This window comes from Marinomonas pontica, assembly GCF_026191375.1.
Classification (GTDB): Bacteria; Pseudomonadota; Gammaproteobacteria; order Pseudomonadales; family Marinomonadaceae; genus Marinomonas; species Marinomonas pontica.
Window position 1 is genome coordinate 69,748 of sequence record NZ_JAODTL010000033.1, and the last position, 12,975, is coordinate 82,722.

11 protein-coding genes and 1 pseudogene are annotated in these 12,975 nt (G+C 44.3%); 2 read left to right on the forward strand and 10 right to left on the reverse strand.

The window, feature by feature from the left end; all coding sequences use genetic code 11:
* Nucleotides 1–11: 11 nt before the first annotated feature.
* Together tpx and N5P32_RS17975 are read right to left on the reverse strand one after the other, a co-directional pair.
* Nucleotides 12–509 (reverse strand): thiol peroxidase, encoded by a 498-nt coding sequence (tpx, locus tag N5P32_RS07705; protein ID WP_265728516.1) that lies wholly within the window; start codon nucleotides 507–509, stop codon nucleotides 12–14.
* 26 nt (nucleotides 510–535) lie between these two features.
* Nucleotides 536–1,006 (reverse strand): cold-shock protein, encoded by a 471-nt coding sequence (locus N5P32_RS17975; RefSeq protein ID WP_322783840.1) that lies wholly within the window; start codon nucleotides 1,004–1,006, stop codon nucleotides 536–538.
* Nucleotides 1,007–1,294: 288 nt separating this feature from the next.
* Between N5P32_RS17975 and N5P32_RS07715 the strand changes: the two genes are divergently transcribed.
* Nucleotides 1,295–1,507, forward strand: a complete 213-nt coding sequence (locus tag N5P32_RS07715; protein WP_265728517.1) for a SlyX family protein — start codon at nucleotides 1,295–1,297, stop codon at nucleotides 1,505–1,507.
* 10 nt (nucleotides 1,508–1,517) lie between these two features.
* Here the strand turns inward: N5P32_RS07715 and N5P32_RS07720 are convergent, their stop codons facing one another.
* The 8 genes and pseudogenes from N5P32_RS07720 to cysM all read right to left on the reverse strand — a co-directional run bounded on the left by N5P32_RS07720 (nucleotide 1,518) and on the right by cysM (nucleotide 12,527).
* A complete protein-coding gene (locus tag N5P32_RS07720) occupies nucleotides 1,518–2,312 on the reverse strand; it encodes a class I SAM-dependent methyltransferase (protein WP_265728518.1) in 795 nt (264 codons plus the stop codon).
* Nucleotides 2,313–2,774: 462 nt separating this feature from the next.
* A complete protein-coding gene (gene tsaB, locus N5P32_RS07725; RefSeq protein ID WP_265728519.1) occupies nucleotides 2,775–3,482 on the reverse strand; it encodes a tRNA (adenosine(37)-N6)-threonylcarbamoyltransferase complex dimerization subunit type 1 TsaB in 708 nt (235 codons plus the stop codon).
* Between the two features lie 7 nt (nucleotides 3,483–3,489).
* Entirely contained in the window at nucleotides 3,490–4,146 is a 657-nt protein-coding gene (gene adk, locus N5P32_RS07730) for an adenylate kinase (protein WP_265728520.1), read from the reverse strand.
* A gap of 224 nt (nucleotides 4,147–4,370) precedes the next feature.
* Nucleotides 4,371–7,001, reverse strand: a complete 2,631-nt coding sequence (ppc, locus tag N5P32_RS07735; RefSeq protein WP_265728521.1) for a phosphoenolpyruvate carboxylase — start codon at nucleotides 6,999–7,001, stop codon at nucleotides 4,371–4,373.
* A gap of 69 nt (nucleotides 7,002–7,070) precedes the next feature.
* Nucleotides 7,071–7,874, reverse strand: coding sequence for a nucleoside triphosphate pyrophosphohydrolase (gene mazG / locus N5P32_RS07740; protein ID WP_265728522.1), 804 nt, complete (start codon nucleotides 7,872–7,874; stop codon nucleotides 7,071–7,073).
* A pseudogene (gene relA / locus N5P32_RS07745) lies at nucleotides 7,871–10,121 on the reverse strand (GTP diphosphokinase). Before relA ends, mazG begins: the two are co-directional and overlap by 4 nt.
* 16 nt (nucleotides 10,122–10,137) lie before the next feature.
* Complete coding sequence (gene rlmD / locus N5P32_RS07750; RefSeq protein WP_265728523.1) at nucleotides 10,138–11,454, reverse strand: 23S rRNA (uracil(1939)-C(5))-methyltransferase RlmD; 1,317 nt, start codon at nucleotides 11,452–11,454, stop codon at nucleotides 10,138–10,140.
* A gap of 179 nt (nucleotides 11,455–11,633) precedes the next feature.
* Nucleotides 11,634–12,527 carry a cysteine synthase CysM gene (gene cysM / locus N5P32_RS07755; protein WP_265728524.1) on the reverse strand — a complete coding sequence of 298 codons (894 nt, stop codon included), beginning with the start codon at nucleotides 12,525–12,527 and terminating at the stop codon, nucleotides 11,634–11,636.
* Nucleotides 12,528–12,727: 200 nt separating this feature from the next.
* Between cysM and N5P32_RS07760 the strand changes: the two genes are divergently transcribed.
* Nucleotides 12,728–12,952, forward strand: coding sequence for a hypothetical protein (locus N5P32_RS07760; RefSeq protein WP_265728525.1), 225 nt, complete (start codon nucleotides 12,728–12,730; stop codon nucleotides 12,950–12,952).
* Nucleotides 12,953–12,975 lie beyond the last annotated feature (23 nt).

Genomic DNA, 12,975 nt, shown 5'->3' on the forward strand with positions numbered 1-12,975 from the left:
ATATTCAGAAATTACGCTAAAGCAGCCAAAGCGGCTTCGTAATCTGGCTCATCAGCCGTCTCTGCAACTTGTTCCGTGTAGATTACAGAACCCGTCTCATCCAAGATAACAACTGAACGTGACAAAAGCCCAGCAAGAGGACCGTTTGCAAAAGCAAGCCCGTAATCCTTACCAAACGTTGAGCGAAATGTTGAACCAGTATCAACATTATCAATACCTTCTGCACCACAAAAGCGCGCTGCTGCAAAAGGCAAGTCAGCCGAAACGCACACAACATTAACGCCTTTTAATGCCGCCGCAGATTCGTTGAATTTACGAACAGACATAGCGCAAGTTGGCGTGTCTACAGAAGGAAAAATATTCAGTACCAACTTAGCACCAGCATAATCTGCCAACGTCGCTACTGACAAATCTGTTTTTACCAGCTCAAACGCTGGTGCTGCAGAACCTACCGCAGGAAGAGAGCCAACAGTCTCAAAAGGGTTTCCTTTTAGCGTAACAGTTGCCATAAACACCTCATAAATATAGTAAAGAATTAACCGCGAATAATAGAAACGTTTTCTGCTTGCTTACCTTTCTCGCCCTCTGTCACGTAAAAACGCACCAGCTGACCTTCTACTAGAAAACGACGACCACGGCCACGAATCGCACGGTAATGAACGAAAACATCATCACCATTTTCCATCGTCAAGAAACCAAAGCCTTTTGAAGAGTTGAACCATTTAACCGTTCCTTGCTCACGATCATCATCTTCGTCTTCTTCAGACTCTGAATCAAATCCCGTTGAGCTGGCTTGGCTTACCATAGCACCAACATAAACAGACACTAAAATAAAAGCAAAATATACAAGGAAATTTGCGCCCATCTCTTCTTTCAATACGCCCGCAATTAGTAAAGGCACAATCAAAGCAATTACAAGGCTAACGATAAACGTGCGCAATGAAAATAAACCGGAACCAACAGAAGACCCTTTACTACGTGAAACATTATCCTGATGATCATTCATAAAAATATATCTCTTATTAAATTGAATATTATTGTGAAGCAGAGACTATCCTAAAAAATAGACTCCGTATTAGTGCATAAAATGAATAAATAAATATTATTACTAAACTCTTTTCGAAATCACCATGTGAAGCTAAAGAAGATAGTAGTAAAATACTTATCTTCATTTTAGAGCAATTTTCACGCCACTCTTACACTGAACATGACCAAGAATTGCATCATATATTTGTATAGAATCGCTTATAAAGCACGAATTTAGTTTCGTAAGGTTAACACACAGAAGGTATCTATGAACACCTCACAAATCAATCAACGCATTGACGAATTGGAATTCAAACTGCAATTTCAAGAAGATACAATTGACAGTTTAAATCAAGCGCTTATCAGTCAACAGAAAGACATGTTACTAATGCAAGAAAAGCTTGTGTTATTGGGTAATCAGCTAGAATCATATCGACAGCAGCAACCTATTCACGATGGCGATCGACCACCACATTATTAATGCACAAAGTTTATGATGTGGAAGAGTCCAGAGATTTAGAAACATAAATATCAAATCGCCCTGATTTACCTTCCAGTTGATACGTTGGTTCAGAACCATTCAAAAAAGGAGCGCCTTTAGGGCGCTTCACTACCACTCGATACTCTGCAATAGACAAAGCAAACGGCAGTAATTGGTCTGCGTCTGAGTCTTTCCCGATCAGATCTCTAAAAAAAGCCATTTCTTTCTTAGCCGCGGCAGAAGACTTATCGGTGTGAGGGTACATTGGGTCTAAATACACGACATCAAACCGAGTGCCTGGAGGAATCGTAGTGATGTCACCGCTTAACAGCGTCATATCGTTAACAATTTCAGCCACTTCCTCATGAAGTGAGGCACGATACAAGCCATCCTCTAGCATCGCTCTAACAAAGCCCACTCGCTCACAAAGAGAAAGAGAGCACCCCAAACACGCCAACACAAAAGCATCGCGACCCAATCCAGCCGTAGCGTCTAAAACCGATAAATTCGCGCGTTTATTTAGACCAACCGCTTTCGCTATGTCTTGCCCTTTGCCGCCGCCAAATTTACGGCGATGATCAACTGCCCCTGATGTAAAGTCGACATATACTGGCTTAGGTGCTCCTTTTCCTGTCTTTGCAATCGCCACACCATCCCATGTTTTCAGAAGCAAATAATCATATTGAGAAACAAACTTAATGGGTTCCTTCAACAGTATAAAATCGAGGTTCAGCGACGTTGCCAACACGCGGCATTCTGCCACTAGCGCTTTATCATTTGTCGCAACAGCAATCGAATTAAGCAATGACGCCCTCTCATAAAATCAATACAGAAAAACGATGTGAATAACTGGGTATCGTAGAGTAGATCAGCCATTCAATTTAAAAGCGTAAACTAAAAATGGAATACAAAAATAAGCATTTAAAAATAATGACTAACCATGAATTGTAAACAACCATACTCAGTCTCATTCCATGTGATATAGAAATGAAAAAGTTGATGGTATTTGTCTAGTTTAATAAAAGATAACGGCAATAGTCAGTTAAGACTAACGACAACATCAACTCTCGCCATCGCTCATACACGCTATATGATAGACAGTGCTCAAACGGCTTTAAAGCACCAACAGCCACGACCGGAAAACCAGACAATGACCACCCATTCTTCTAAGTAACAGAGTGGGAAGAATGAGGTGAGCAAGACAGTGATCAGAATTCAATAACGTCTTGAATATCCGCTAAAATGGTTTAGGAACCAGCGAATCACACTAACGTTTTCCTATCCGAGGCGCCTGTTTCTCCCAACTAATTTCGTCTCGCAAATACGTTGGAATAGCATCATAAGAAGATACCACTTCACCTTGCTGCCACTTCAACAAAGCAAGCTCTGCAATACACGCGGCACGTGGTGCTAAATCAACCAAGACATGTTCAGGAGTGTCAGGAAGCAAAGAAGACAGAACGGATTCATAACACCAGCCAGATCCTATCCCATCAAACTGCTCGTTAAAAGCAACCAGCGATTCGGGTTTCACCACACATTCATCAATCAGTGGTCGAATTTCATAGTTTCCAGCCACTTTATTGACGTGATAGCCACCCAAATAAATTTCGCCCATTCGAGCATCCAATGCAGCCAGCCAGTTGTTTTTACCCGTTTTCTGAAAACCTTCTAATGATAAAGCAGCCAAGGTAGAAACAGGAATAACAGGAAGATCAGAGCCAAAAGCAAGCCCCTGCACCACACCTGCACTGATCCGTAATCCCGTGAAGGATCCAGGGCCACGCCCAAATGCGATAGCATCGACATCAGCCAGTGTAATTTCAGCCTGTGCCAAAATTTGATCCACCATTGGCAAAATCAAATCATTATGTAGACGTGGAGCCATGCGGAAATCTTCCAGCACGACGCCATTAAGATTCAACGCCACAGAACAAGCTGGCGTTGATGTATCAAGAGCTAAAATAACCGCCATGAAAAAATTACGCCTTTAGTGACGCTAGCAGGCTTTGTTTGATTTCATTCAAATCGCCAATACCGTTCACTTTCACAAACTTAGGCGCAGAAGCGCTGTCCGCTTTTAGCCAATCTTGGTAATACCCAATCAAAGGCGCCGTTTGATCATGATATACGCCCAAGCGTAAACGCACCGTTTCTTCTGTGTCATCAGCACGCTGAACAAGATCCTCACCAGTTACGTCATCTTTGCCTTCTACTTTTGGTGGGTTGTAAACCACGTGGTAAGTACGGCCAGAGGCTTCATGCACTCGACGACCACTCATGCGTTTTACAATTTCTTCATCAGCAACATCAATTTCAACAACGTAATCAATTTTAACGCCCGCGTCTTTTAACGCATCTGCTTGAGGAATGGTACGAGGGAAGCCATCAAATAGCGCACCATTAACACAATCTTCTTGCGTTAAACGCTCTTTAACCAAACCGATAATAATGTCATCAGAAACAAGCTGACCGGCATCCATTACCGCTTTTGCTTTCAAGCCCATTTCGCTTCCTGCCTTCACAGCAGCACGCAACATATCGCCAGTGGAAATCTGAGGGATACCAAACTCTTCTGTAATAAATTGAGCTTGAGTGCCTTTGCCAGCGCCTGGTGCACCTAATAATATTACTCGCATAAACGTCTCCAAAAGACAGCGTTAACTGATAAGCAAGGATGACCGACACAGCGCACCATCGACGTGCAATTTGCACGGCAGCACAATGAAAGGTCAAACCATTTGCATACTAAAAAATTGAATGGCCGCCAAGCATACCCAAGCAGCCATCCTTTATGCAAATTTACGTGCCTTTTTTTATCATTTTCTTACCCATACTGGGCATTTATCAACCATATTTGCAATTAGCCTGTATTTTGCATACCACTTGCAATGCCCGCCATCGTGATCATTAATGCCTTATTCACCTCGGCATTTTCCTCATCTTTGCGACTGCGGTATAAAAGTTCAGCTTGCAAATAATGCAGAGGATCAATGTAAGGGTTACGCACATCTATCGATTGGCGAATGGTTTTATTGTCTTCAATCAGTCGCTCTTGTTTCTTAAGCATTTTGACCAAATCACTCACCTGTTTCAACTTGGCTCGCAACAAACGCCCTAACCCTTGAAGCTCTTCTCCTACTAGGCGCTTTTCATAGTACTCAGCAATTTCCGGCTCAGCCTTGGCCAAGACCATGTCGAGCATATCCAAATACGCCCCAAAGAATGGCCATTTTTTGTGCATTTCTCTGAGCTTTTCTAAATTCCCAGACTCTACACCTTGCTGGAGTGCACTTTCAGCACCCAACCATGCCGGTAGCATAAGGCGAATCTGCATCCATGCAAAAATCCAAGGTATAGCTCGTAAGCTTTCCACCCCGCCATCAGAGCGTCTGCGCGCAGGGCGCGACCCCAATGGCAATTTTGCTAATTCTTGTTCTGGTGTCGTCGCCCTGAAATAAGGTACAAAATCATCATGACCGCGGACAATAGATCGATATTGATTCATCCCCACTTCGGCCATTTCATCCATAATGGCACGCCACTCTTCTTTCGGCGGTTCAGCCGGAATCAAAGACGCCTCCATAACCGCAGAGCAATACAACTCCAAAGAACGTACCGCAATATCAGGAATACCGAATTTAAAGCGAATCATTTCACCCTGTTCGGTCACTCGAATCGCCCCATTCACCGAACCTGGCGGCTGAGACAAAATAGCCACATGTGCTGGACCGCCGCCACGACCCACAGTACCACCACGACCATGGAACAAGGTCAGATGAATACCGTGTTTCTTACATAGCCGCGTTAAGGCTTCTTGAGCGCGATATTGACCCCATGTTGCGGCGATTTGCCCTGCGTCTTTGGCGGAATCAGAATAGCCAATCATCACCTCTTGGCGACCATTGATGTAGGCTTTATACCAAGGCAAAGAGAATAATTGCTCAATGATAGGTTCTGCGTTGTCCAAATCAGCCAATGTCTCGAACAGAGGCACAATACGCATAGGGAAGCTGACGCCTGACTCTTTTAACATCAACGCAACAGCCAATACATCAGAAGGCGCACTGGCCATGGAGATAACATAAGAGCCAAAAGAGTTTTGCTGCCCCTTAGAAATCATACTAAAGGTGTCCAACACCTCTTTTACTTCAGCGGTTGGTGTCCATTCCATCGGCAAAAGTGGTCGCTTTGAGTTCAGCTCCGTCAACAAGAAAGCCTGACGAGATGCTTCATCCCACTCGGCATAATCACCCAATCCATAAAAGCGAGTAATCGCTGATAAGGCATCAATGTGACGAGACGCATCTTGTCGTACGTCCAGACGCACCAAGGTAGCTCCAAACGTCGCAGCACAACGAATCAAATCCAATAACGACCCATTTGCTATGACTTTCATACCGCAATCTAATAACGACTGATAACACAAAATCAGATCGTCAGTGAGCTCTTGCGCATCCAGAAAGATATCGTCTTCCGGAATAGGTTTTCCGTCTAGACACGCTTTTGCCCAATTTTTGGTCGCCAGCATTTTGTTTTCTAGGTATCGCAACACTTCACGATAAGGCTGAGCACTGTCACCAACACGCTCACGTAAAGCAGCGTTGCATTGCGTCATCGAAAATTCGGAGCGCAACACGTTTAAATCTTTTATATATAAATCTGCGGCCATCCAACGTGCCAACAAAGTCACCTCTTTGGTCACTTTATGAGTCACATTCGGATTGCCATCTCGGTCACCGCCCATCCAAGTCGCGAAACGGATAGGAGCTAAATCTAAAGGCAATCTTTCGTCCTTAGAAAACACACTGAATTGCTCATCTAACTGACGAAAAAAACGGGGCACGGCTTGCCACAATGATTGCTCAATAACGGCAAAACCCCACTTCGCTTCATCGACAGGCGTTGGACGCTCTTCCCGAATCTCATCCGTATGCCAAGCTTGAGTGATGATTTCTTTTAGGCGTCGAACGTGTTTGGTTTCTTCCAGAGGCAGAATGTTGTCTTTGTCTAGCGCTTCTAATTCGCTGGAAATATTGTCGTATTTGCGAATCAAAGAGCGACGCACTACTTCGGTTGGATGAGCCGTAAGAACCAGTTCAATCGACTGAGACTGCAAGGACGCAAGCATTTGCTCGGCGGTGAAGTTTTGTTTATCGAGGCGGGACAGCAAATCACCAACAGGGTTATGGTACACCCCTAAACTTTCATTGGTTCTACGGCGATGGACTCGATGATATTGTTCTGCAATGTTGGATAAATTCAAAAACTGATTAAACGCTCGAGCAACGGGAACGATTTCTTTATCGTCCAATGCTTCCAAGGCCTGAATAAGAGCAGCAGAGTCTCCGGATTGACGCCCATCTTTTGATAGCAATCGAATGTTTTCTACTTTCTCAAGAAAATCATCCCCTAAATGGTTACTCATGCTTTCGCCAAGACAATCGCCTAGCAACCTAACATTTTCACGTAATGACGCCTGTCGATCACTCACTTCATCCTCCTAATATTGCCATTCACGCCCATAACTAAGCATTTATTATTCTTTACAACAACACCGTATTTACAGACCTTCTAGCTTCGCTTGATCCCAATAGCGATCTAGCTCCTCCAAAGTACACTCGTTTAATGACTTTTTTTGTTCCGCCACAAGCGTTTCAATTCGGCCAAAGCGTCGACGGAACTTTACATTTGTTTTATTCAGCGCGATGTCCGGCGACACATCCAGGTGTCTTGCTAAATTGGTCATCGCAAACAAAATATCGCCCATTTCCTCTTCGATATGCGGACGATCTTGTTCTTTTATCGCGTCTTCAAGCTCATCAAGTTCTTCTCTGATCTTGCTAAAAACGGGGCCTATGTTATCCCAATCAAATCCGACCTTTGATACTTTTTTCTGAATCTTAACCGCTTGCATTAAGGCAGGCATTGACGCGGGAATATCGTCCAATAATTGTCTAGGCGTATCGCCCTTCTCTTGCGCTTTGATTTGCTGCCATTGCGCTGAAATTTGTTCGTCGGTGAGCGATGTGGGTTCACCAAAGCGCGCAATTTCCCCCTCAGGAAAGACATGAGGGTGACGCCTTAGCATTTTTTCAACGATCCCTGCAGCCACATCATTAAAGTCAAAACGCCGCTCTTCTTGGGCCATTTGCGCATAGAAGATCACTTGGAATAACAAATCCCCAAGCTCTTCTTTTAAATGTTCAAAATCTTCACGCTCAATAGCATCCAGCACTTCATAGGCCTCTTCAAGCGTATAAGGCGCGATACTTTTGTACGTCTGTTTTTTGTCCCATGCGCAACCAAATTGCTCATCTCTCAAACACGCCATTAAATATTGCAATTGGCTAATCGCGTTACTCAAAAGTCTCTCTCTCTAAACACATTTAAGACATTCGGCAGCTGGTTAATACGGTGCAATAATTTGCTCAATACACTTAACTCGCCCACTTCTATGGTGAAGCGTATGCTCGCCGTATGATTTTCCTTTGCGGACAAGGTATTCATCGACAACAAATTGACTTTCTCATTCGCCAGCAAGCTTGTAATGTCATTCAGCAAGCCCGTTCGATCGTAGGCTTCAACTTGGATATTGACAGGGTACTGATTATCGAGCTCTTCACCCCAGCTTACGTCAATGATCCTTTCAGGTTCATCCAACCCTAGCTGAACGATGTTGATACAGTCCTGTCTATGGACAGAAACGCCGCGCCCTTGAGTAATAAAACCAACGATGTCATCACCAGGAATGGGGGTGCAACACTTCGCCATTTGCGTTAATAATTTACCCACCCCCAGAATATGAATGTCATTATCTGATGATTTATGGCGGCTCTTTTTCAAACGGATAGGTCGCGTCGGTGTCGTTTCGCCATTGAGATTATAAAAATCATCAATCACTCGCAGTACACGCGCTAACTGAATGTCACCAGCCCCCAACGCCACATACACTTCGTCAGCGTAAGAAAAGTTAAAACGGGATGAAATGGCTTGAAGATCAATACGATTATCTTCAAGGCCAAGCCGTTTCAGCTGTTTGTCCAAAAGCTGTTTACCGGCTTCTAAGTTTTTCTCACGGTCTTCTTTTCTAAACCAGTTTTGGATTTTGGCGCGTGCACGGTTAGTCTGAACGTAACCCAGTGTCGGATGCAGCCAATCTCGGCTAGGCCCACCTTCTTTTCGTGGTTAAGATTTCAACCTTGTCACCCGTTTTTAAATGCGTGACCAAAGAAATAATTTTGCCATTCACTTTCGCGCCACGACAGCGATGCCCAATCTCAGTATGAACTCGATATGCGAAGTCCACAGGCGTTGCATTAATGGGCAAATCCACTACATGCCCATCTGGCGTGAAGACATAAATGCGGTCTTGTTCGATATCGCTACGAACTTGCTCCGACAGCGACTCCAAATCCCCTTGGACTTCATGAAAGTCTAAAATGGTTCTTAGCCATTGCAGCTTTTCTTCATAGCTGGTGCTGTTGGAACTTAAATCGGTTCCTTTGTATTTCCAATGCGCGCAAACACCAAGCTCGGCATCTTCATGCATTTTATGAGTACGAATTTGTATCTCAAGAGCCCGCCCTTGAGGACCAATGACAGCCGTATGCAAAGACTGATAACCGTTTGATTTGGGGTTACTGATGTAGTCATCAAACTCTTGAGGAATGGGCCGCCATAAATTATGAACCACGCCAAGTACGCCATAGCATTCCATGGGTTCGTCCACCAAAATACGTACCGCACGTACGTCATACACCTCATCAAAGCCAATGTTCTTGCGCTTCATTTTGCGCCAGATACTGTAGATGTGCTTTGCTCGTCCCATTAAGTCTGCATGAATGTTAATGGCTTTAAGCCGCTCGTCTAGAAGCTTAATCACATCATCAATGTATTGCTGACGATCTAAACGCTTTTCATCCAACCATGTTGCAATGCGTTTATAGTCTGAAGGATAAAGGTAACGAAAAGATAAATCTTCCAATTCCCATTTGATATGACCAATACCAAGTCGATGAGCCAAAGGAGCGTAGACACTTTGAACTTCTAATGCGACAGCAACGCGTCGCTCTTCACTTTGGTGTTTAGCCTCTTTAATCGCACACGCGCGTTCGGCTAGCTTTATCAACACAACACGAACATCATCGATGATAGAGACCAGCATTTTTCGCAGTGACTCTAATTGATTTTCGCTGCTACCAAGCACCTCGGCCGCGGTATCGGCGGTCAGGTTCTTGGACACTTCGCCCATTTTAATTACGCCTTCGATAATCAAAGCCACCTTGCGGCCAAACATATCGGTTACACGAGAAATAGGCAGCTGATCTTCTCGGACGGCACGATAAAGCGCTGCGGCCACCAAGGAATCTTGGTCAGCACGAAAACCGGATAAAATCTCGACCATTTCCAGTCCAGCACGAAAAGTACTTGCTTGCGCTCCCCAATAGGAAGGTCTAGCACATTGCAATTCAGCTTGACGAGCCAACTCACAGGCCATACGCAATGGAACCCGCGTACTGTCGTCAATCAAGTGCGCAAAATGCCCCATCCATGCGTCAATATCGACACTACCATCCTCTAAAACAGGGTGATCTTTTCTTACCGTTACCATTTATCCGCCCTTCAATTTACTTCTTTTTGTGCAGCAACATCATGGTTTCTACATGAGACGTTTGAGGAAACATATCCATCAAACTGACTCGCTCAACACGATATCCTTTTGCAACTAAATACTCGGCATCCCTTGCTAAAGTAGAAGCATTGCAAGAAACATACAATATTTGTGTTGGTCCTATTTTTATTACACTATCTAAAAACTCAAACGCCCCAGCACGAGGTGGATCCAACAACACTTTGGTTATCTTGGTCTTAAAAAGTTCCTGGTTAACCGGCTTGGTTAAATCCGCTGCAATAAACTGCGCATTATCCAAACCATTTAAACGTGCATTTTCCCGCGCGGCAACCACCATACTGTCTTGAACTTCAACACCAATAACAGACTCTGCCTGTTGCGCTAACGGCAAAGAAAAGTTCCCCACTCCACAAAACAAATCCAACACGGTGTCTTGCTTATTTGGACGTAGCCAATCCATGGCCTGAGCGACCATTTTTTGATTCATACTGGCATTGATTTGAATAAAATCTTGAGGATGATAACTCAACGTCAAATCACCAAGATCATAATGACGCATTTTTGCTATTGCGACTTCAGCTTTGCTCGCTTTTGGTGCTTGCCAATACAAGGCAATGCGTTCTTTTTCGGCCCATGCATCCCAAGCGGCTTCAAGTGTTTCTGATATCGACACTGTTAGTCGAAATAAAACAGACACGCCCTTCGTGTCTTCAAGCAACTCAATGTGCCCCAACGCGCCCGCCAATTCATCGTTTACTAAGGTATTTTTCAACGCTAAAAAAACCTTTTGCAACCCATCCGTCAATACAACACATTGACTGATGGAAACAATATCACTGGACGCTTTACCTCGAAAGCCCAATACAATATCCCCTTTAATGCGATCGATCGCAATACGAGCACGACGACGATAACCAAAAGGAGCATCAGACAAGGGTTCAAGTTCTTGGGTGATTATCAGATTACGCAACTGCCCCTTCAACCAATCTTGTTTGGCGGCAAGCTGTTTTTCATCGGATAGATGTTGGAAACTGCAACCGCCACACACCGTAAAATGCGGACAAGCAGGTTCAACACGGTGGGGACTGGGGTCAATAATAGACGTTAAAATCGCCTCATCGAAACGGCGACCGGTTTTGGTAACTTGCGCCGTCACGGTTTCGCCAGGCAAAGCGCCATCGATAAACGTAACTTTACCTTGTAGACGCGCTACGCCTTTTGCTTCATGGGTTAAACCGTCCACATGAAAGGTCTGAACTGGACCAATAGGTTGTGGTTTGGGTGTTCGACGAGGGGATGTTCTTCTTCTCAAAGGAGGCTCTCTTCTTCCTGAGTATTAGGTATACGCTCAGCCATTCTATCGCATCTGTTGATAGAACTGTACGCGAAAGCGCTCCTTAATACGTGAAAGATACCAAGACCTCTGCACGATGTCCGAGCTCACCATACTCTCTCGAGCAGGATCAGACACTCACATCGTGCAAAAGTAAATCAGCTGTCAAAAACGCCCGTTGATAAATAACGATCCCCACGATCACAAACAATGGCAACAATGACTGCATTTTGTAACTGTTCAGATAACGCCATAGCCATCGCAACCGACCCACCAGAAGAAACACCACAAAAAATACCTTCTTCTTTGGCTAAACGACGCATCGTGACTTCTGCGTCATGCTGAGAAACATCCATCACAGTGTCCACTCGTGTTTCGTCAAAAATCGTCGGTAAATACTCTTTTGGCCAGCGACGAATCCCCGGAATACTGGCACCGTCTTGCGGCTGTAAACCAACAATTTGAATCGCATTATTTTGCTCTTTCAAATAGGTGGACACCCCCATGATAGTTCCAGTTGTTCCCATTGAGCTTACAAAATGCGTGATTGTCCCTTGTGTCTGTTGCCAAATTTCAGGGCCGGTCGTTAAGTAATGCGCATTAGGGTTATCTTGGTTAGCAAATTGATTTAACACCACCCCCACACCTTGGTCTTGCATTTCTTGGGCGAGATCTCGAGCACGCTCCATGCCTTCTTCTTTTGTAACCAAATGCAAGATAGCACCATACGCCGTCATCGCAGACTTGCGCTCTTGGCTCATATTGTCGGGCATAATAAGGTGCATTTTATACCCTTTGATTGCCGCTGCCATGGCTAAGGCTATCCCAGTATTTCCACTGGTTGCTTCAATCAGGCTATCACCTGGCTTTATGTCGCCGCGAAGTTCCGCTTGAACAATCATGTTCAATGCAGGACGATCTTTAACAGACCCAGCAGGATTCTGACCCTCAAGCTTTAATAAAATAGTATTACTCGGATTAGGATTGATGCGCTGCAAGCGAACCAAAGGTGTTTGTCCGATCAAGGACTCTATTGTTGGGTATTCGATCATAAAAAAACTTCATTGACATTGATGACTTAGGGAAAGAAACTTAACGTATTAAGCCTATTTAAGACCACTTAGACTAAACAGTACAATAAGAAAGCGTTATAAACTTAGTGTCGGTTTCACGTTTTCAAAGATATAACAGGATATCTTACCTTTGTATTGTCGTACCGTCCTACTCTGTGGCCCCATATTGGACAAATTTTATGCTCATAGTTCGCATTGTCGCACTGCTATTTTTTACACTAATCCTAAGTGGCTGCGATACGTCGACAGAAGACCTTTCTGAGATGAACAATGCCGAGCTCAGAAAACAATGGCGAGCCTGCGCTTACCTCACCGACCCATCACGCAATGAACAAAAGACCTGTACCCTTTATGAAAATGAGTGCAGCTCACGCAAAGAACAAGGACGCTTGGCATGTTATTAACGGATTCTTTTGATTCTGCACAA

What these genes read in the sequence shown, in the direction of transcription:
- N5P32_RS07760 (WP_265728525.1), top strand. Translation starts at nt 12,728, where the DNA reads ATGCTCATAGTTCGCATTGTCGCACTGCTATTTTTTACACTAATCCTA.
- tpx (WP_265728516.1), bottom strand. Translation starts at nt 509, where the DNA reads ATGGCAACTGTTACGCTAAAAGGAAACCCTTTTGAGACTGTTGGCTCT.
- cysM (WP_265728524.1), bottom strand. Translation starts at nt 12,527, where the DNA reads ATGATCGAATACCCAACAATAGAGTCCTTGATCGGACAAACACCTTTG.
- adk (WP_265728520.1), bottom strand. Translation starts at nt 4,146, where the DNA reads ATGCGAGTAATATTATTAGGTGCACCAGGCGCTGGCAAAGGCACTCAA.
- N5P32_RS07715 (WP_265728517.1), top strand. Translation starts at nt 1,295, where the DNA reads ATGAACACCTCACAAATCAATCAACGCATTGACGAATTGGAATTCAAA.
- N5P32_RS17975 (WP_322783840.1), bottom strand. Translation starts at nt 1,006, where the DNA reads ATGAATGATCATCAGGATAATGTTTCACGTAGTAAAGGGTCTTCTGTT.
- tsaB (WP_265728519.1), bottom strand. Translation starts at nt 3,482, where the DNA reads ATGGCGGTTATTTTAGCTCTTGATACATCAACGCCAGCTTGTTCTGTG.